Source organism: Marinibaculum pumilum (assembly GCF_042646425.1).
GTDB classification, from domain to species: Bacteria; Pseudomonadota; Alphaproteobacteria; order Ferrovibrionales; family Ferrovibrionaceae; genus Marinibaculum; species Marinibaculum pumilum.
Genome location: NZ_JBHRTR010000028.1, coordinates 463315 through 483281 on the forward strand (window position 1 = coordinate 463315; position 19967 = coordinate 483281).

Sequence of the window (19967 nt, forward strand, 5' to 3'; positions counted from 1 at the left end):
GACCCCGATACCTAGCGGAGCGAGCGAATTGCGCAACATCCCTTCCGGCCGTCCCCTACGCGGCGGGTTCGATGGTGCCGACCTTGGCGAAGTTCGGTGCCGGCCTTGCACCCCAGGTGTCGAGCGAGGCAGGGACGGGTTCCAGCATGCGCGGGTCGCGCGGCGCCTCCTCCGGGAACTCCTCCATGCCGAAGCTGTACTCCACCGTCATACCGTCGGGGTCCAGGTAGTACAGGAAGATGCTGCCCGACGGCGGATGGCGGCCGGGGCCGAACACGATCTCCACCTGGGCGTCCTGCATGCGGTGGATCGCACGGCCGACATCGTCGATGTCGGTGACCATGAAGTTGACATGGTGCAGCCGGTTCTCCGGCCCCGCGGCGATCGCCAGGCTGTGGTGCAGCGGATTCGGAAAGCAGCGCAGGAACGCCACGATGCCCGGCACATAGTCGGAGGTCCTGAAGTTCAGCACCTCGGCCAGGAAGCCGTGTACGGCCTCCAGGTCCGTCACGCTGACCACCACATGTCCCAGCCGTTCGATCTTGGCGTGCGGCGGGGCATAGGGGATGGCCATGTGCTGAAGGCCACGGAAGAACTCCAGGCAGAGGCCGGAGACGGGCTCCCGGAAGCGGATCGCCCGGCCCATCTTCAGGCCCGCCAGCTCGTCCGCCGCCACGGCCTCCACGGCGATCCCGCGCGACTTCAGGTGCGTCTCGGCCGCTGCCAGGTCGGCATCGGATTCCAGTTCGAAGGCAAGCCGCTTCAGTCCCGGCGCCTCGGCCCGGTACAGCAGCAGGTTGTGATGGTCGTCGCCGCAGCGCAGGGCGGCACGATCCTCGTCCCGGTCGCTGAGGTTCAGCCCGACCAGGTCGCGGTAGAACGCCACCGACCGGTCCAGGTCGGTGACGTTCAGCGCGGCATAGGCCAGCCGCCGGTAGCGGAAGGGGAAGCTCATCCGCCCGCCCCTAGAGGATGATGCTGATGCGGCCCTGCGGCTTCAGGCCGTTCATGTCCAGCTCGCAGCGCTTCTCGCGGATCTTCAGCCCGCTGCCATTGGCGACGATGCGGTAGCGGATCGATCCGACATAGACATCCGTCACCTCGTTTCGGGAACGGTAGGTGGCGAAGGCCGCGCCGACCTCCATTTCGTCGCCCTTGCGTTCGCGGATCCGCACGTTGGAGACCAGGTGCCGCGTCTTCGACCGCGGATATTCCGCGTGGGCGCTTTTCTTCAGCAGGCGCTCCACCCGCTCGCCCAGCCGGAACCGGTCGTCGGCGATGTAGAACAGGTTGGTGTCGGGAGAGGCGTCCGGCGGCAGGTCCGTCGCGGGCACGTAGTAGTGGGCGTCGTCGGTGAACAGCGCCAGCCAGTCCTTCAGCCGCCAGTCGTCCAGCAGTTCCGCCTCGTAGAACAGGAAATCCTCGACCTCGATCCGGTTGACCTCGCCCATCACTCGGCCGCCTCCTGCGCGTGCACCCGCTGCGCCGGGCTGTCGGGGAACAGCAATTCGTTCCAGCGCCGCCAGAAGGCGCGCATCTGCTCCTCGTCGTCGGTGCGGAACTCCGTCTTGCCCATGCCCTTGGAAATGTCGGACCAGGGCGCCTCGGCGGCGTTCTGGAAGCCCTTCTGGCACTGCTCCAGCGCCTCCACGTCGTCCGGCGTTGCGAAGCCGCCCGGGCCGAGGAACTCCAGGAAGTTGTTCAGGCGGTACTTGCGTGCCCACTGGCTCTCTTCGCTGGGCGCGATCGCCCAGGCATTGACCTGCATCAGGGCGGGCGCGGTCGGATAATAGGTCCGCACCGTGATCGCCATGATGTCGTTGATGATCAGGTTCGGGAAGATGAACAGGTTGCGGTTCCGCTCGCCGATCCGCTCCGCCCGCTTCTCGCCGAAACGTTCCACCAGCCTGGCGTAGATCGCGTCGATCTCGCGCTTGCCGTCGTCGCCCCAGGCCGGGATCCACTGCGCCACCGGGCGGCCCCAGGGGGCGGCATATTCGACCACGCCATGGCCGTTGCCCAGGTCGCGGCCATAGCCGCCGACCGCCATCTTCACCAGGCTGCCGGCGGTGTTCTGCAGATAGGCGAAATAGGTCGCATGGGTGGTCGCGGCGTGATAGCCGTCGATGCTGTTCTCGGTCAGCAGTTTCCAGTTCGCGCGGATCGAATAGTCCTGCGTGCCGCCGACCACGGTCATGCCCGCCTCGGACTGGTCGCAGATCACGTCCAGATATTCGCGCGCATTGCCCAGATACTCCTCCAGCGGCACCACGTCGCGGTCGAAGCAGATGAAGCAGAAGCCGCGATACTCCTCGAACCGCGGCACGGCGAGCAGGTCGACATCGCCGTCGGCGTTGAAGCCTTCCGGATAGTCTTCCTGCCCGGGCCAGCTGCGCAGCTTGCCCTCCGGGGTGAAGGTCCAGCCGTGATAGAAGCACTGGAAGGATTTCGACCGGCCGGACCGTTCCCGGCAGACCTGTGCGCCGCGATGCGGGCAGGTGTTGAAGAAGGCGTGCAGTTCGCCCTTGCCGTCGCGGTTGAAGATGATCGGCCGGCCGCCGACATCGCGGGTCACGAAGTCGTTGGGCTGCGGCAGCTCCGAGATATGGCCCAGATAAAGCCAGCAGCGGGAGAAGATCTTCGCCCGCTCCGCCGCCAGGACGTCGGGGTCGGTGAAGCTGGTCCGGGCGACGCGGAAGGTCATCCGGTTCCTGTCCTCCACCACCATGCGCCCGGCTGTGCCACGGCCGTCTTCGCCCCGGCCTTCTTCGTGATGCACGCTCATGGTCATCTCCTCCCGCGGATTGCCGCCTGCGATCGGGTGCAGGTCGGCAGGCTTTCTGCGTCTCCTGGCGGAGGGGGCGGATCCGCCACCCCCCCCTGTCGTTGGCCGTCCCGGGCGGCGGTCTTTCTGCCGCCTGCCCGGCGTTTCGCGTCCGCGCCTCAGTGCATCGCCGCGGCGGTCGGATCGCTGATCAGTTCGCCCTGCGGCACCCAGCTGGTGCCGTCGAACTTGCGCAGCTGCAGTTCCTTGTAGGCGTTGAAGTCCTTTGCATCGTTGCGCAGCTTGATGCCGGGGACCACCATCGGCACCTGCACGCCGTCCAGCGAGGTGGCGACCTTCATCAGGTTCTCCCGGGTCAGGTTGTCGCCGGCCTCGCGCAGCACATGTTCGAACATCGCCGCGTTGATGTAGCCGGAGACCGCCAGCGAATTGCCGGGATTCTCGTTCGGCAGATATTCCTTCATCAGCGCCATGTATTCCTTCATGTCGGCGTCGCCGGCCCAGCGCGGGTCGCTCGGCTCCTTCACGAAGGTCGCGGTCATCATGTCCTTGGACTTGTCCAGGCCGGCCGGCTCCAGCACCGCCTTGATCGAGGTCGAGGGGCTCGCGACATAGTGCACCGGGTGCCAGCCGATCTCGTCCAGGCGCTGGATCGCCTGCGCGGCGAACTTCGGCGTGGTGAACTGCATGAAGGTGTCGGCGCCGGACTGTTTCAGCGATGTGATCTGCGAGAACACGGTCGGGTCGGTAAGCTGGTAGCTCGCTTCCGCCACGATCATCTCGTCGGCCTTGTCGCCCAGCGCAGCGCGCAGCCCCTTCACGTAATCCTTGCCGTAATCGTCATGCTGGTACAGCACGGCGATCTTGGCGTCCGGGTTGGTCTGCAGGACGTGCGCGCCGTAGATCGCGCCCTCCATCTCGAACGGCGGATAGAAGGACATCGTCCAGGGGTAGTTCTCCGGGTCGTTGAAGCGGCTGCCGCCGGCGGAGATCAGCAGCTGCGGCACGCCCTTGCCGTTCAGGTATTTCTGGGTGGCGACGTTGGGCACGGTGCCGACCGTGCCGACCTCGGCCAGGATGCCGTCCTCCTCGACCATCTTGCGGGTCGCCTCGATCGCCTTCGGCGGGCTGTAGGCATTGTCCAGCAGGATCAGGTTGACCTTGCGGCCGTTGATGCCGCCCTGGTCGTTCAGCCGCTCGAAATAGGCCTTCCAGGCATGGCTGTAGGTGCCGAACACCGAGGCCGGGCCGCTGAGCGCGACGCTCTGGCCGACCTTGATCTCGGTGTCGCTGGCGCCCTGGTCGTATTTGGGTTCCGCCGCGGCCATGCCGGCCGAGAGTGCGAGGGCGGCGGACAGCGCACCCCCAAGAAGTCCTGCCGTGAATCCGGTCCGCATAGTTTCCTCCCTCGGGTCCGTTCCGGGTTTCTTTGTGTGCCCCAGTTGCCGTAGGCGCCACTGCCGGCCGCCGGCTGCTCTGTGCGGGGCGCCAGCCACACCATAAAAAAACAGTTCTGACTGTTTGTAAATCGGTAAGACCATTGGGCCATGCGCGGCGGCCGTCCGGGCCGGCGGGAAGGCGGCGCTTCGGACGGCGCCTGGCGGCAGGGCTCAGCGCCGGCCGATCCCTTCGATGTCGAACGGCGTCGACTGGTAGATCTCGTTGATCCAGTTGCCGAACAGCAGGTGCGCATGGCTGCGCCAGCGGTTCTCTGGCGGCCGGGCGGGATCCTCGGCGGGGAAATAGTTGCGCGGGACCTGGACCGGCTTGCCCGTATCGCGGTCGCGGGCATATTCGTCCGCCAGCGAAAAGGTGTCGTACTCGATATGGTTGAACATGTGCAGCGAGCGATGCGCCGGATCGTGCAGCAGGCAAAGCCCCGCCTCGTCGGACTCCATCAGCACGGTCATGCCGCTGTCGGCGGGGATGTCGGCGCGGCGGACCTCGGTCCAGCGCGACACCGGGATCGAGAAATCGTCGGAGAAGCCGCGCAGATAGGGCGAGGCGGGCGCCAGGTTGCGGTGGCGGTAGACGCCGAATGCCTTCTCTGCCAGCAGGTATTTCGGCACGCCGTGGAAGTGGTGCACCGCGGCCTGAGCGCCCCAGCAGATGTTCAGGCAGGCATGCACATGATCCTGCGTCCAGTCGAAGATGCGGCGCAGCTCGTCCCAGTAGGTGACCTGCTCGAAAGGCAGGGTCTCCACCGGCGCCCCGGTGACGATGAAGCCGTCGAAGCGCTCGTCGCGGATCTCCTCCCAGTCGCGGTAGAAGGTGATGATGTGCTCGCCCGGCGTATTGCGGGGCACATGGTGGGTCATCTTCACCAGGGTCAGTTCGACCTGCAGCGGGGTTGCGCCCAGCAGGCGCGCGAACTGGGTCTCGGTGCGGATCTTGTTGGGCATCAGGTTCAGGAGCGCGATGCGCATCGGGCGGATGTCCTGGCGCACCGCGTCCGCCTCGCCCATGACCATCACCCCCTCCGCATCGAGGGTCGCGCGGGCAGGCAGGTCGTCGGGGATCTTGATGGGCATTCTTTACTTCTCGTTCGGCCGGCTGCGCGCCGGCTTCGTCTTCGCGTCCGGCTTCCTCGCCGGGGCCAGACGTTACACCAGAACCGGGACGGATTGACCATCTGCAAATATGCTGTGTGTTCCTGGCCGATCCGCGGTCAGGTTCAGGGCAGGATCCGGTGGCCGGCCCCGGGCGCGGTGGTATCTGGATCTTCACGGATCGGCAACCTGTGCACGGCCACCATGCCGCTTCTTTCCGGCAGGGCGGCGGTCGCGCTTCTTACCGAGTCAGCAGCGAGCGGTCACAGCGGCCATGCAGATCATCCGGCAGCCTGCCCTTTCCCGTCTGTTCCGCCGCCCGGCTGTTTCCCGGGCGATGCTCCTTGCCCGCACCGCGCCCGGCCGGACCGCAGCAGTTCCGGCCATGTCCGCCGGCCTCAGGAATGCGGTGGAGGTCGAGAAGCTGCTGCAGCTGAACCGGAACCAGCTTGTCGCGGCCATCATCGGCATCATCAACCCGCTGCTGCTGGCCTCCGTCCTGTGGCGGCCGGAGACGGCGCATTTCCTGGCCGGCTGGGTGCTTGTCGGGCTTGCCTTCTGCGGCCTGCAGCTGCGCGCATGGTGGCGCAACCGCCATCGCCCGCGACCCGCACGGGCGCCGCGGAACCTGGACCTGCGGGTCTGCCTGGCTGCGGCCTTGGGAAGCCTCTACTGGGCGGTGCTGCCGGTGGTGGCGATACCGCAGGCCGACGAGGCGGAGGTGCTGGCCGTCGTGATCGTGGTCTGCGGCACCGGCGTCGGCGGGGCCGTCCTCCTGTCCCTGGTGCCGCTGGCGGCGGCGATCTACTTCGCGATCACCTTCGTGCCGACGATCGCCATCGTCCTCGCGCGGATACCGGAAACCCCCTGGCTGCTGGCACTGCTGATCTTCAACCTGTTCGTCTTCATGACGGTCACGGTCCAGCGGCTGCACCAGGTCTTCTTCACCAACTGGGCCAATGCGATAGAGACCAGCCGCCTGGCGGAAGAGGCGCGTGCGGCCGAGCGGACGAAGGCGGAGTTCGTCGCCAATATGAGCCACGAACTGCGGACGCCGCTGAATGCCATCAACGGCTTCTCCGAGGCGATGGCGGCGCAGCTGTTCGGCGATCTCGGTTCCGACCGCTACCGGACCTATGCCCAGGACATCCAGGCCAGCGGGCATCACCTGCTGGAGATCATCAACGACCTGATCGACATTTCCAGGATCGAGGCCGGCCGGTACGACCTCCAGAAGGCGGATGTGCCGGTCGCGGACGTGCTGGAGCTGGGGCGGCGCCTGGCCCTGCAGGCGGCGATGGCGGCCGGCGTGGAGCTTCGCGTGCAGGTGCCGGTCGCCCTGTCCGCCCGCCTCGACAGGATGGCGGTGTCGCATGTCGCGATGCATGTCCTGCTGCAGGCGGTGCGCAGCGCGCCGAGCGGCAGCGGCGTGGAACTCTCTGCCGCCGCCGGGCCGGACGGCGCGCTGACGATCGCCGTCCGACTGTCGGATCGGGTAGGGCCGGGGCCGGGCGCAGCGGCGGAGGTCGCCGGCGGCCCGGCGCTGGGGATGCAGCTGGCGCAGGCGCTGATGGTCCTGCATGACGGCGAACTGGTCCTTGGCGCGCCTGCGTCGGACCTGGTCGCGGAGGGCCGCTTTCCGCCAGGTACGGCGACAGGCGTGTCGAAGCCCGGCTAGCTGCCGCCGCGGCCGTGGCACGGATCCTGTATCGCTGCCGCCAGCATGTGCCACCCGTGCCGGGCTGGTGCAGTGTCCCAGCCCATCCGCGACGGAGCGAGTGATGCGAACCGCCATTCTTGCGACCTGCCTGATCCTTGCCGGCACCGTGCCGGCTTCAGCGGAGGACGACTGGACCATCGCGCTGCAGGGCGACGGGGTCCGCTTCTCAAGCGTCCTGCCGCAGAAGGACTGCACGGCGAACAATGCCGGCACGCAGGTCTCCGGCACCTGCGACCATTCGGACATCTTCAACGACTTCGCCGCAGACGTGCAGATCATCGTGCAGAGGGTGACCTCCCAGGGCAGCGTCAACGGCAATACCGAATATGGCTGGGGCGCCAGCTGCTCCTTCACCCTGCACGACCCGGCGATCGGTTCGATGAAACTGACCACGACCCAGGCGTTCGAGCCCAGCTACCCAGCCGAGCCGCTCTGCGGGAAGCTGCAGATCACCGGCGGTGGCGGCTATGACTGGACCATCGTGTACAGCGGCGGATGACGGCACGATGACCGGGCCGGATGACCGGGCCGGATGACCGGGGCGGATGACCGGGGCCGCTGACTTGGGCTGCTGGCCGGGGCAGTTGGACGGGCGGAAGGCTCACGGCCGCTTCCGGTCCTGCGGGTAGGGGCCGAGGACCCGCTCGCACAGCAGCGAGTCCTGGTACTCCTTCATCTCCAAGATCCTGCCGTCCTTCAGGCGGTACAGCAGGCAGTAGTCGTTGCGATAGGGCGTGCCGTCGGCGCGCACCATGTCGCCCTTTGCCTCGACCACGACCCAGTCCCCGTCGGCGATGAAGCGGAAGGCGTCGGTGCGTCCCGGCTCGCGCAGAAGGGTGTGGAGATAGCCGTAGAGGTCGGCCAGCACGCGTTCCTTGCCGCGGAAGACCTGCGACCAGGAATGGGAACCGGTCACCTCCATCGTCACCTCGTCCGCCAGCCGCGCCAGGAACAGGCGCCGGCGGTCGGCACGGTCCCCGGCGCCGAAGATCTCCTGCATGATCCGCTTGTTGTCGGCCGCGCTCATCCTGTCCTCCATTGCGTCGGTCACCCGCCGGACAGGAATCGCCGCAAACGCCGCGCGCCGCCAACGCAACGGCTTCAGCTCGCCATGAATCTCCTTCATGATCGGGCATGGACCGCCTGCCGCCCTTCGATGCCCTCATCGCCTTCGAGGCCGCCGCTCGCCTGGGCGGGATGACCCGGGCCGCAGGCGAACTGGGCCTGACCCAGAGCGCCGTCAGCCACCGGATCCGACGGCTCGAACGGTTCATGGAGGTGGCGCTGTTCCATCGCGGCAATGCCGGGCTTGCAACCACGGCCGCCGGCACCGCCCTGCTGGAGGATGTGCGCGACCTGCTGGCGCGGGCAGCCGACCTGCGGGGACGCTGCCTTCAGGCGGAGGCGCCGCAACGCATCCGGGTCGGCGTCGGCGCGGCGCTGGCGGACAACTGGCTGGTGCGGCGCCTGCCGGACTTCTCCGCCCGGCACCCGGCCGCGATGGTGGAACTGGCGGTGGTGGAGAACGAGGCGCCGGAGCGGATGGCAGGGCTGGACCTGCGGATCCTCTGGGTCGGCGCGTCGGAAGCGCGCGCGAGTACGACCCAGCGGGCGCTGTTCCGCGAGCATGTCTTCCCGGTCTGCGCGCCGGACCTGCTCCGCGGCATCGGGCCATGCGGGAACCCGGACCTGCTGGTCCGGCTGCCGCTCCTCCACAAGCAGGCGCCCGGCGGGCAGGGCGCGGAATGGCACTGGCAGACCTGGTTCGACCGGCTCGGCCTGCCCGGCCGCCCGGCGGAGGCGCTGCGCTTCACGGCGATCGGCCCGGCGATCGCCGCGGCCCTTGGCGGGGCGGGCGTGGCCCTGGCGCGGTCGATGCTGGTGCGGGACGCACTGCGCGACGGCCGCCTGGTCCGCCTGCTGCCGCCCGAACGCGACATGCTGTCGGCCAAGGTGCATGTGGTGCGCTGGCCCGGCCGGCATGCCGGCAATCCCCGCATCCTGGCCTTTGCCGCCTGGCTTGCCGCGGCGGCGCAGGAAGGTGAGGATCGGCTCCAGAACGCAGAAACCGGCGCACCGGTCCGGCGCCATGGCTCGCCATTTCGCTTGGCGCCGTGACGTGCGGTAGCCGGAAGAGGTCAGGGGCCGGAAGAGGTCAGGGGCCGGACGCGGTCAGTGGCCGGACGCGGTCAGGGGAGGAACGAATGGGACGGACTTCGGGCACGACGGCCTACAGGCCTTCCGACGCCTATCTCGCGATCAAGCCGGAGGTTTCCGGCAATGTCATCAACGGGCTCGGGGAGACGGCGCCGCGGCGGGCCTCGCCGAGTTTCTGGCATCCGCCGGAACTGCATCCCTTCGGCGCGGTGCGGGAGATGGCGAGCGAATCCGTGCGGGTGGACCCGGCGGTGCGCGCGGTATTCGCGGAAGCGCACCAGCATCCGCCGCTTGACCCCATCGCCGCGCGACAGATCGTCCGCCCGGCCGCGGAATGGACCGATGCCGCGCGCGACTTCGCACTGTCGCACGAGGCGGACCTGTTCGGTGCCGTGCCGATGCAGGATCACTACATCGTCGACGGCTACGAGATCGCGGAGCGCAACGTCATCGTGCTCGGGGTCGCGCACGACTACGAGAGGATCCGCAAGCTGCCCAGCACAGCGGAGGAGACGGAGGGCGTGATGGATGTCGGCGTGCAATACGCCCGCGGCACCCGCAGCTCCTTCGCGCTGGCGAACTGGATCCGCGCGCAGGGCTTCAGCGCCCATGCCTATCCGGGGCCGAAGGCCGATGCCCTGCTGCTGATCCCGCCGGCGATCGATGCCGGCCTGGGCGAGCTGGGCAAGCACGGCTCGATGATCAACCGGACCTACGGCTCCGGCTTCCGGCTCGCCGGGGTGACCACGGACATGCCGCTGGCCTGCACGCAGCCGGATATCTTCGGCGCGGACGATTTCTGCACCGGCTGCCAGGTCTGCACCAACGCCTGCCCGCCGGGCGCGATCGGGCCGGAGAAGCAGACCGTGCGCGGGGTGGAGAAGTGGTATGTCGACTTCGACCTCTGCATTCCCTACTTCGCCGAGAATGCCGCCTGCGGCCTGTGCATCGCGGTCTGCCCCTGGACCCGGCCCGGCGTCGCGGAGAACCTGCTGGCGAAGATGGCCCGCCGCCGCGAGCGGTCAGGGGCTGAGCGGGCGGGAGCTGAGCGGGCAGGAGCTGAGCAGGCGGGCGCGCGGCTGCCGGACGGCGCGCCGGCGGAATGATCCGCCGGCCGCGGACTGCCGGGTAGCAGCAGCCTGACCCAGGCGCCTCAGTTCAGCCAGCGCTTGCGCCGCCGATAGGAGCGCACGTCGCGGAACGAGCGGCGGCCCTGTTCCGACATGCCGAGATAGAACTCCTTCACGTCGGCATTCTCGCGCAGGGCGGCGGCGGCGCCCTCCATCACCACGCGGCCATTCTCCAGGATATAGCCGTAGCGGGCATATTTCAGGGCGATGTTGGTGTTCTGCTCCGCCAGCAGGAACGACACCCGTTCCTTCTCGTTCAGGTTCCGCACGATCTGGAAGATCTCCTCCACCAGCTGCGGCGCCAGGCCCATCGAGGGCTCGTCGAGCAGGATCGTCTCCGGCCGTGACATCAGCGCGCGGCCGATCGCGCACATCTGCTGCTCGCCGCCGGAGGTATAGCCCGCCTGGCTCTTGCGGCGTTCCGCCAGGCGCGGGAAATAGGCGTAGACCATCTCCAGGTCCGCGGCGACCTTGCGGCTGCCGTCGCGGCGGGTATAGGCGCCGGTCAGCAGGTTCTCCTCAACGGTCAGGTGGCGGAAGCAGTGGCGGCCCTCCATCACCTGGATCACGCCCCGCCGGACCAGCTCGGCGGGCGAGAGCCCGGCGATCGGCAGGCCGCGATAGGCGATCGTGCCCTTTGTGACTTCGCCGCGCTCCGAACCCAGCAGGTTGGAGATCGCCTTCAGGGTGGTGGACTTGCCGGCCCCGTTGCCGCCCAGCAGCGCGGTGATGCCGCCTTCCGGCACCTCCAGGCTGACGCCGCGCAGCACAAGGACGACATGGTTGTAGACCACCTCGACATTCCGCACCGCGAGGAGCGGCGCGGCTGCCTGCGCGGCGGGTGTATCGGGGGCGGCGGCGGCTGTGTCGGTCATCGCGGGTTCCGGATCGGCGGGGCGGGCGGGGCGCCGCCCGCCGGCGGCGCCCCCGAAGGCCCCATGGGGACCTACATGTTGCACGCGCGCGGCGTGATCCCGGCCTCCTTGGCATAGGCCATGGAATCCTCCTGGATCAGCGGATCGACCACCTCGCGGTCGGCGGGGATGTAGTCGGTGATCAGCTTCCATTCCTTGGCCTTGGCGTCCCACTGCTGGATAGCGCCCAGGCCGGGGCCGCCGTGATTGGCGCAGCTCACCTTCACCGGCACGGTGAAGCCGGGCAGGCCGAGCGCCTCCAGCCGCGCCTCGTCCACGTCCAGCGCCTCGTAGCCGTCGCGGACCATCGCCGGCGTCAGCTCGTTGGTGCCGTGGATCTCCATCGCCTTGCGCATCGCCTCGGCGGCCCACATCGCCGCGACCATGCCGCGGTTGTAGAGCACGGTGCCGGGATTGCTGCCGTCGCCGGCGGCCTGGCCCTTGTCATAGACATGCGCCTTCAGGTCGCCGTAGATCGGATAATCGTCGCCGACGCCGTGGAAGGCGACCGCCTTGTAGCCGTCGGCCTCCTCGCCGGCGGGGATCACGTCGTTCTCGGACGCCGACCACCAGACGCCGATGAACTTGTCCATCGGGAAGCGGACCGATGCCGCCTCCTTGATCGCCACCTGGTTCATCACGCCCCAGCCCCACATCGTCACATAGTCGGGACGCTCGCGACGGACCTGCAGCCAGGTCGCCTTCTGTTCCTGGCCCGGATGGTCGACCGGCAGCAGCATCAGTTCGAAGCCGTGCTTCTTCGACAGCTCCTCCAGGGTGCGGATCGGCTCCTTGCCGTAGGCGGAATTGTGGTAGACCAGCGCGATCTTCTTGCCCTTCAGGTCGCCGCCCTCCTGCTCGGCGATATGCTTCACGATGATCGAGGCGGCATCCCAGTAGGTGCCGGGGAAGTTGAAGACGCCGGGGAAGACCTTGCCGTTGGCCGCCGAGGTACGGCCATAGCCCATCGAGTGGATCGGGATCTCGTCTTCGGTCGCCTTCGGGATCAGCTGATAGGTGATGCCCGTCGACAGCGGCTGGTAGACCAGGGCGCCCTGCCCCTTGGTCGCCTCGTAGCATTCCACGCCGCGCTGGGTGTTGTAGCCGGTCTCGCACTCCACCAGCTTGACCTTCGCGCCCTCGATGCCGCCGTCGCGCTCGTTCAGCAGGGTGAAATAGTCCGCATAGCCGTCGGCGAAGGGAATGCCGTTCGGGGCATAGGGGCCGGTGCGGTAGCTCAGCGCCGGCACCACCAGTTCCGCGGCTTCGGCCAGCGGCGGTGCCGCCGCGATGCTCAGGGCCGCCGCGGTCGCGGCGGCCATCATTGCCTGTCTCATTGCATCCTCCCTGGATGTCGGTTCTTGGTTCGCCTTTTGTCGTTCCGGCTGGCGGTGCGGTCGCGCCTCCTCAATAGGGGAACGGCCAGTGGCGAAGCTTCTCCTTCGCCATCGCCCAGAGCCGCGCCAGCCCGTGCGGCTCGACGATCAGGAAGAACACGATCAGGGCACCGACGATCGTGATCTCGAAATGCCGGGCGAGCACCGGCGCCATGCCGGCGGCATCCACCATCGCCTGCTTCAGCACGATCGGCAGCACCACCAGCAGCAGCGCGCCGAGGAAGGAGCCGAGCATGGAGCCGAGCCCGCCGATGATCACCATGAACAGCACCAGGAAGCTCTGGTTGATGCCGAACGCCTCGGTCGGCTCCACCGCGCCGAACCAGATGCAGAAGTACAGCGCGCCGGCGACTCCGATATAGAAGGACGAGATGGCGAAGGCGGACAGCTTCGCCTGCAGCGGCGGCACGCCGATGATCTGGGCGGCGATATCCATGTCGCGGATCGCCATCCAGCTGCGGCCGATGCGGCCGCGCACCATGTTCTTCGCCGCGAAGCCCAGCAGGGTCAGCAGCGCCAGGGCGAACAGGTAGGTCGCCCAGGGCGGCGCGGCCGGACCGGTGACCGCGATGCCGAACATCGTCCGCTCCGGCACGGTGATCATGCCGGTGGCGGAATGGTTGTAGAACCAGGGCACCTTGTTGAAGAGCCAGACCAGGAAGAACTGTGCCGCCAGGGTCGCGACCGCCAGGTAGAACCCCTTGATCCTTAAGGAGGGCAGGCCGAACAGCAGGCCGACGCCTGCGGTGATGCCGCCGGACAGCAGCACGACGACGAAGATGTTCAGCCATTCGAACTCGGTCATCAGCTTGTAGGACGCATAGGCGCCGACCGCCATGAAGCCGCCGGTGCCCAGGCTGACGAGGCCGCAATAGCCGGTCAGGATGTTCAGGCCGATCGCCGCCAGGCTGAAGATCAGGAACGGCAGCAGGATCGACTTCTCCCAGTAGTCGTCGATCAGGAACGGGACGACGAGGAAGGCGAAGGCCAGGGCGAACCAGAACGCCCAGCGGTCCAGGCGGACCGGGAAGATCTGCCCGTCCGCGGCGTAGGAGGTCTTGAAGTCGCCGGTCTCGCGGTAGAACAAGGGACTGCCTCCTTGCCGGCGCGCTCAGACGCGCTCGATCAGACGTTCGCCGAACAGCCCCTGCGGCCGGACCAGCAGGAACAGCAGGGCGACGACATAGGCGAACCAGTTTTCGAGCGCGCCGCCGATGAAGGGACCGAGATAGATCTCCGCCAGCTTCTCCCCCACGCCGATGATCAGCCCGCCGACGATGGCGCCGGGGATCGAGGTGAAGCCGCCCAGGATCAGCACCGGAAGGGCCTTCAGGGCGATCAGGGAGAGCGAGAACTGCACGCCGGATTTCGCGCCCCACATCACGCCGGCGACCAGGGCGACGAAACCGGCGATCGACCAGACGATCACCCAGATGGTGCGCAGGCTGATGCCGACGGACAGGGCCGCCTGATGGTCGTCCGCGACGGCCCGCAGCGCGCGCCCGATGCGGGTGTACTGCGAGAACAGGGTGAGCAGGATCACCAGCACCGTCGCGATCACGGCGGCGGCGACCTCCAGCTTCTCGACATAGATGTCGAAGCGGTCGAGCATCCAGTCCGAGGCGCCGGAGGGCAGGCCGATATCGAGCGGCTTCACGTCCGACCCCCACATCAGGTCGCCCACCCCTTCCAGCACATAGGCCAGGCCGATGGTGGCCATGAACAGGATGATCGGTTCCTGGTTCACCAGATGGCGGAGGATCAGCCGTTCGATCAGGAGCGCGAGGCCGACCATCACCGCCATGGTCAGCGGGATCGCCAGCCAGAGCGGCAGTTCCGGCATCCATGCGGCCGGCAGACCGAGGACGTGCAGGATCTCCGCGAACGGGGTGTAGCCCAGGATCAGGCCGGCCAGGGTCAGCGCCGCGAACAGGCACATCACCCCCTGCGCGAAGTTGAAGATCTCCGACGCCTTGAAGATCAGCACGAAGCCCAGCGCCACCAGGGCGTACATGACCCCCGCCAGCAGGCCGGAGATGACGGTCTCGATGAAGAACAGCATCGCCCGCCTCCCGTCCCTAGCTCTCGTCGTCGTGCGCGACGCCGAGATAGGCGTCGATCACCGCCTGGTTGCGGCGCACCTCGTCCGGCGTGCCGTCGCCGATCTTCTTGCCGTAGTCGAGCACGACGACCCGGTCGGAGATGTCCATCACCACCCCCATGTCATGTTCGATCAGCGCGATGGTGGTGCCGAATTCCGCGTTCACGTCGAGGATGAAGCGGCACATGTCGGCCTTCTCCTCCACATTCATGCCGGCCATCGGCTCGTCCAGCAGAAGCAGCGAGGGCTCCGCCGCCAGCGCGCGGCCCAGTTCCACACGCTTCTGCAGGCCGTAGGGCAGGCGGCCGACCGGGGTCTTGCGGATATGCTGGATCTCCAGGAAGTCGATCACCCGCTCGGCCGCGGCGCGATGCGCCACCTCTTCGCGTTCCGCCGGCCCCTTCCACAGCACCTGCCAGAACAGGTTGCGGTGCATCTTCGTCAGCCGCCCGGTCATGATGTTGTCCAGCACCGTCATGCCCTTGAACAGGGCGATGTTCTGGAAGGTGCGGGCGATGCCCTGGCGGGCGATCTGGTGCGGCTTCAGCGCCCGGCGCAGCTGCCCGTGGAAGACGATCTCGCCCTCCTGCGGGTGGTAGAAGCCGTTGATCACGTTCAGCATCGACGATTTGCCGGCGCCGTTCGGTCCGATGATGGCGCGGACTTCGCCGTCGCGGATGTCGAAGCTGATATCGCTGATCGCGGTCACCCCGCCGAAGCGCAGGGTGATGTTGCGCACTTCCAGCACCGGCGGGCCGATGCGCCGGTCCGCAGCGGTCGGCCGGCCCGAAGCGTCAGCGCCCGCTGCGGTCCCTGCAGCGGCTTCGCCGGCGCCGCCGGACCGGAACGGCATGGCCAGGCCACCGGCGGTCATGCGGCCCTCCCGTGCGGCGCGGGCGCATCCTCCGCCGTGTCCCTGATCTCCAGGGTGGCCGCGAGGCTGCCGCCGCTGCCGTCCTCGTAGCTCACCTCGATCTCCGCGTGCACCGATCGCGCCTCGCCGTACAGCGCTTCCACCAGCGGGGCGTAGCGGGCGGCGATGGCGTCGCGGCGCAGCTGGCCGAGGCGTGTCAGCTCGCCATCGTCGGCATCCAGTTCCTTGTGCAGCACCAGGAAGCGCCGCACCCGGCAGCCGGCAAGGTCGGCATCGGCCGACAGGCTGCGGTTCACCGCTTCCACCTCCTGCCGCAGCAGGTCATGCACGCGGGGATGACCCGCCAGCTCCTGGTAGGAGGTCGTGACGATCTCCTCCCGTTCGGCCCACTTGCCGACAGCCTCGGGGTCGATGTTCAGCAGAGCGGTGCAGAAGGGTCGCCCGTCGCCGAGGACGACGGCGTACAGGATGTGCGGCTGGGCCGTCAGGCGGTTCTCCACGGCACCGGGGGCGAACAGGCCGCCATCGCCGAGGCGGCCCAGATCCGCCGCACGGTCCAGGATGACCAGTTGGCCGCTGCCCGCGTCGAAACGGCCTGCATCGCCGCTGCGCCGCCAGTCTTCCGCGGACTGCGCCGCCTCGGATGCGATCTCGGACAGGCGGTACTCCACCGCACCGTCGCCGGCGATCCGTAGTTCCACGCCGGGCAGCGCCTCGCCCACCGTGCCGGGCCGGACCGCGCCGTCGCGATGCAGGGCCAGGAAAAGGGCGGCCTCGGTCTGGCCATAGGCCTGCTTCAGGTTCACCCCCAGCGCACGGAACCAGAGCAGTGTTTCCGGCGTCAGCGCACCGCCGGCGGCATAGGCATGGCGCAGGCGCGACAGGCCCAGCGCGTCGCGCAGCGGCGCCAGGATCAGCAGCGACCAGAACAGGGACGGGCGCCGGCCCTCGGCAAGCGCCCGCTCTGCGGCCGCCATCGCGCGGCTGTGGAGCCAGCGCTGCAGGCGGCCGGCATCGGCGATGCGCAGGTCCACCCTCGCGCGGATCGCGTCGAAATCCTGCGGTCGCGCCAGCATGTAGCTGGGCCCCAGCTCGCGCATGTCGGCCGGCGCGGTCTCTTCGCCCTCGGCGCAGGCGGTGCAGAAACCGCAGACCAGTGCCTGTGCGACGGAGACCATGAAGTCGCCGATCCAGCACAGCGGCAATGTGCCGAGAACGGAGTCCTGCGGGCCGAGGCGGTCGACCGCGGCAGCGGCGGTGGCGCGCGCGATCACCGTTCCATGAGACAGCAGGACCGGGCGCGGCGCTTCGCCGTCGCCGCCATCGCCGTCGTGAAACAGGATGCAGGGTGCGGTGCGTGCCGTCTCCGCCGCCGCACGGACCAGCGCAGCGCCGGATCCGGCAGAGCGGCCGGCGTGCAGCACTTCGTCGAAGGCATGCAGGGTGTCGCGGTCATAGTCGCGCAGGCCGCGCGCGCTGACGAAGACGACCTGTCGCAGGTCCGGCAGCCGGGTCCGCATGGCCAGCAGCTTGTCGACCTGTTCCTGGTCTTCCGCGATGGCGAAGCCGGCGCCGCTCGCCCGCAGAAGTGCCTCCGCCTCTGCCGGCGTGCTGTCGGGATGCAGCGGCACCGGCACCGCGCCCAGCATCTGTGCCGCCAGCATCGACCAGTAGAGACGCGGATTGTTGCAGCCGAGCAGGGCAAGCCGCGCATCGGGGCCGAGGCCCAGCGCCTGCAGCCCCAGGGCGAGCGCGACGATCTCGTCGCGGGCCTCCGCCCAGGACCAGCTGCGCCAGATCCCCGACCGTTTCTCGCGGAAGGCGGGCCGCGCCGCATGGCGCTCGGCGTTCCGCAGCAGCAGGGCCGGCAGGCTCTGCTCCGCCGGCTCGCCCGGCAATGCCGCGCGCTCCCGTTCGGGCAGGGATTCCGCCCGTTGAACGACTGTCACCCCAGGCGCCTCCCTTGCGACCCGAAACCATGCGACCGGCCTCTGTCAGTGCGGGCCTTGCGGTCGGTCTTGCCGCCCGTTCCGGCGGCTCGTGACAGTTCCTTTTACCCCCGCCGCGTGGCGGAAGCCAGCCGCACCGCGGCCGTGCCGCGGCCCGCGGCCGCTCGCGGCACGAAAAAGGCCGGTGTCCCGTCGCATCGGACGGGACGCCGGCCCTGTCGAAAAAAGGGCGCGCCGGGTCGCCGGCGCTGAGGATTCAGTTCGCGGGGACCGTGATGTCCTTGCTCAGATAGTCGTTGGAATAGAAGCTCTCGACGTCGAACGGCTCGGCCAGGTCGAAATAGGTGTCGACCAGGGCGTAGTCGGCCTTCAGCCGCTCCGGCTCCAGATAGCCCAGCGCGATGTTTTTCGTGGCGTCCGTGGTCATCAGCTCGATCACCCGGTTCCACTGGTCCTCCTGCGCCTTGCGGTCCAGGCCGCTGGCATGGGCCAGCAGGGCGTCGATGCAGGGCGCCGGGTTGTCGGCGCAGGCGCGGAACGCCTTCTGGGTGACGGCGACGAACTTGCCCACCGCCTCCGGATGTTCCTTCAGGTAGCCGGCATTGACGATGATCGAATTGCCGTAGGGGTTCACCCCCAGCTCCCGCCAGCCGACATAGCCGAAATCGTCGCCCAGTTCGCGGATCTTCAGGTCATGGCCGTTGTAGAAGTCGCTGATGATGTCGACCTGGCCCGACATCAGGGTCGGCAGCTTCGCCTGCGGTGCCACGTTCACGAACTTCACCGAATCCTCCGGAATGCCGGCGGCCTGGGCGAAGGCCGGCCACATCACGCGGGAGGCATCGGCCGGCGGGTTGCCGATCGACCGGCCCGGGAAATCCTTCGGCCCGGTGATGCCGGAGCTCTTGCGCCAGTAGAAGCCCTGCGGCGAGTTGGCATAGACCGCCATCAGCGCCTTGATGTCGCCGCCCTTGGAGCGGGCGATCATCGCCGTGGGCAGGTCCGCCACGCCAAGTTCGGACTGCCCGGCGGCCACCGACTGGGAGGAGGCGCCGGAGCCCTTGCCGGTCTGGATGTCGACCTCCAGCCCGGCATCTTCATACCAGCCCTGGTCGAGGGCGTAGAAATAGGGGGCATGGTCGGCGCCCGGGAACCAGTTGAGGATGAAGTCGATCTCGTCCGCGGCCTGGGCCGGCGCCGCGGCCGCCCAGCCGAATGCGCCGATGGCGGTGGCGGCCAGAGCGGTCCCCAGTCTTTTCATGACCCTGCTTTTCATGACCCTACCTCATCAGGTTGTCGCAGGTCCCGGCCGGCCATGCCGGCATTCCGTCTGCAAGGCCGGAATACCGCCATCGCACCCGTGCCTGCGGGCGGAAATGATGGTACGGAGGGGGTATGAGCGAGTCAACGAGACCCAACTGTTTGGTTGAAGCATGACGAAGGCGGTGGAGCTGCCGGTGCGCCGGCGGCGGCGCGGCCCGGCCGGCGTGGCGACCGGGGGCGCGGCCGGTCCGGAGACGGGCGCCGCCGGTCCCCAGACCGAAGGCAAGGGTGCGGCGGACCGCAAGGCCGCGGCGGAACGCAAGAGTGGCGCCGATCGCGCGGCGAAGGGTGCGCGCGCCAGGTCCGGTCGCGGACGCAGCGCGCCGCGCGCGGATTCCCGTGCCGCCCTGCTGCGGGCGGGCCGGGCGGCGTTCGCTGCCGGCGGCCTGGAAGGCGCGCGGGTGGACGAGATCGCGGCCCTGGCCGGGGTCAACAAGCAGCTCGTCTACCATTACTTCGGCAGCAAGGACGGCCTCTATGTCGCCGTCCTCGAAGAGGCCTATCACGAGATCCGCCAGCGAGAGCAGGAACTGGACCTGAGCGAGCTGCCGCCGCGCGAGGCGATGCGGCGGCTGGTGGAATTCTCCTTCGACTATCTGGACGAGCATCGCGACTTCGTCGCCCTGCTGGCTGACGAGAACACCCATGGCGGCCACCACATGGCCGGCTCGGCCACCCTGGCGGACCTGAACCGGCCGATCATCGACCTGATGGCCGCGACCCTGGAGCGCGGCGCGCAGAGCGGCGATTTCCGCCCCGGCCTGGATCCGCTGCAGGTCTACATCTCGGTCGCCGGTCTGGCCTATTTCTACTTCGCCAACATCCACACCCTGTCGCGGATCTTCGACGGCGACCTGGCGCGCCGCAGCGCGATCGCGGCCCGCCGCGCCCATGTGGTGGATTTCGCCCTGGCGGCGGTCAGCCGCTGAAGAGCACGCTGGCGGCGGTCAGCCGCTGAAGAGCACGCTGGCGGCGGTGAGCCGCTGAAGCGGCCTGGTGGCGGCGGTGAGCCGCTGAGGCCGGGGTCCCAGCGGCCCGCTTGACCGACGGCCGCCTGTCGAGCGATTA

18 protein-coding genes are annotated in these 19967 nt (G+C 68.5%); 5 read left to right on the forward strand and 13 right to left on the reverse strand.

Annotation, left to right across the window (positions count from 1 at the left end):
- Nucleotides 1-55 precede the first annotated feature (55 nt).
- The 5 genes from ACFOGJ_RS14805 to metA form a co-directional block, all read right to left on the reverse strand.
- Complete coding sequence (locus ACFOGJ_RS14805; protein ID WP_379901691.1) at nt 56-955, reverse strand: VOC family protein; 900 nt, start codon at nt 953-955, stop codon at nt 56-58.
- Between the two features lie 10 nt (nt 956-965).
- Entirely contained in the window at nt 966-1451 is a 486-nt protein-coding gene (locus ACFOGJ_RS14810) for an aromatic-ring-hydroxylating dioxygenase subunit beta (protein WP_379901693.1), read from the reverse strand.
- Nucleotides 1451-2785: an aromatic ring-hydroxylating oxygenase subunit alpha gene (locus ACFOGJ_RS14815; protein WP_379901695.1), complete on the reverse strand. Its 1335-nt coding sequence runs from the start codon at nt 2783-2785 to the stop codon at nt 1451-1453. The genes ACFOGJ_RS14810 and ACFOGJ_RS14815 overlap by 1 nt, the downstream gene beginning before the upstream one ends.
- 158 nt (nt 2786-2943) lie before the next feature.
- Nucleotides 2944-4182: an ABC transporter substrate-binding protein gene (locus ACFOGJ_RS14820; protein ID WP_379901697.1), complete on the reverse strand. Its 1239-nt coding sequence runs from the start codon at nt 4180-4182 to the stop codon at nt 2944-2946.
- Nucleotides 4183-4395: 213 nt separating this feature from the next.
- Nucleotides 4396-5316, reverse strand: a complete 921-nt coding sequence (gene metA / locus ACFOGJ_RS14825; protein WP_379901698.1) for a homoserine O-acetyltransferase MetA — start codon at nt 5314-5316, stop codon at nt 4396-4398.
- Between the two features lie 403 nt (nt 5317-5719).
- On the opposite strand from metA, the gene ACFOGJ_RS14830 reads away from it, so the two are divergent.
- Both ACFOGJ_RS14830 and ACFOGJ_RS14835 read left to right on the forward strand, forming a co-directional pair.
- Nucleotides 5720-7012: a sensor histidine kinase gene (locus ACFOGJ_RS14830; protein WP_379901700.1), complete on the forward strand. Its 1293-nt coding sequence runs from the start codon at nt 5720-5722 to the stop codon at nt 7010-7012.
- Nucleotides 7013-7115: 103 nt separating this feature from the next.
- Entirely contained in the window at nt 7116-7553 is a 438-nt protein-coding gene (locus ACFOGJ_RS14835; protein WP_379901702.1) for a hypothetical protein, read from the forward strand.
- Between the two features lie 102 nt (nt 7554-7655).
- On the opposite strand, the gene ACFOGJ_RS14840 is transcribed toward ACFOGJ_RS14835, so the two are convergent.
- Nucleotides 7656-8081: a nuclear transport factor 2 family protein gene (locus ACFOGJ_RS14840; protein WP_379901704.1), complete on the reverse strand. Its 426-nt coding sequence runs from the start codon at nt 8079-8081 to the stop codon at nt 7656-7658.
- Between the two features lie 107 nt (nt 8082-8188).
- Between ACFOGJ_RS14840 and ACFOGJ_RS14845 the strand changes: the two genes are divergently transcribed.
- Together ACFOGJ_RS14845 and ACFOGJ_RS14850 are read left to right on the forward strand one after the other, a co-directional pair.
- Entirely contained in the window at nt 8189-9172 is a 984-nt protein-coding gene (locus ACFOGJ_RS14845) for a LysR substrate-binding domain-containing protein (RefSeq protein WP_379901706.1), read from the forward strand.
- 86 nt (nt 9173-9258) lie between these two features.
- Complete coding sequence (locus ACFOGJ_RS14850) at nt 9259-10317, forward strand: 4Fe-4S dicluster domain-containing protein (protein WP_379901707.1); 1059 nt, start codon at nt 9259-9261, stop codon at nt 10315-10317.
- A gap of 47 nt (nt 10318-10364) precedes the next feature.
- On the opposite strand, the gene ACFOGJ_RS14855 is transcribed toward ACFOGJ_RS14850, so the two are convergent.
- The 7 genes from ACFOGJ_RS14855 to ACFOGJ_RS14885 form a co-directional block, all read right to left on the reverse strand.
- Nucleotides 10365-11216 (reverse strand): ABC transporter ATP-binding protein, encoded by an 852-nt coding sequence (locus tag ACFOGJ_RS14855; RefSeq protein ID WP_379901709.1) that lies wholly within the window; start codon nt 11214-11216, stop codon nt 10365-10367.
- 71 nt (nt 11217-11287) lie between these two features.
- Nucleotides 11288-12592, reverse strand: coding sequence for an ABC transporter substrate-binding protein (locus tag ACFOGJ_RS14860; RefSeq protein ID WP_379901711.1), 1305 nt, complete (start codon nt 12590-12592; stop codon nt 11288-11290).
- A gap of 70 nt (nt 12593-12662) precedes the next feature.
- Nucleotides 12663-13739: a branched-chain amino acid ABC transporter permease gene (locus ACFOGJ_RS14865; RefSeq protein WP_379901713.1), complete on the reverse strand. Its 1077-nt coding sequence runs from the start codon at nt 13737-13739 to the stop codon at nt 12663-12665.
- A 24-nt stretch (nt 13740-13763) separates the two neighbouring features.
- Nucleotides 13764-14714, reverse strand: a complete 951-nt coding sequence (locus ACFOGJ_RS14870; protein WP_379901715.1) for a branched-chain amino acid ABC transporter permease — start codon at nt 14712-14714, stop codon at nt 13764-13766.
- A 16-nt stretch (nt 14715-14730) separates the two neighbouring features.
- Nucleotides 14731-15627, reverse strand: coding sequence for an ABC transporter ATP-binding protein (locus ACFOGJ_RS14875; protein WP_379901717.1), 897 nt, complete (start codon nt 15625-15627; stop codon nt 14731-14733).
- A complete protein-coding gene (locus ACFOGJ_RS14880; protein ID WP_379901719.1) occupies nt 15624-17576 on the reverse strand; it encodes an AMP-binding protein in 1953 nt (650 codons plus the stop codon). The genes ACFOGJ_RS14875 and ACFOGJ_RS14880 overlap by 4 nt, the downstream gene beginning before the upstream one ends.
- A 256-nt stretch (nt 17577-17832) precedes the next feature.
- Complete coding sequence (locus ACFOGJ_RS14885; protein WP_379901721.1) at nt 17833-18837, reverse strand: ABC transporter substrate-binding protein; 1005 nt, start codon at nt 18835-18837, stop codon at nt 17833-17835.
- Nucleotides 18838-19009: 172 nt separating this feature from the next.
- Here ACFOGJ_RS14885 and ACFOGJ_RS14890 point away from each other — a divergent pair, with 172 nt between their 5' ends.
- Complete coding sequence (locus tag ACFOGJ_RS14890) at nt 19010-19828, forward strand: TetR/AcrR family transcriptional regulator (protein ID WP_379901723.1); 819 nt, start codon at nt 19010-19012, stop codon at nt 19826-19828.
- Nucleotides 19829-19967 lie beyond the last annotated feature (139 nt).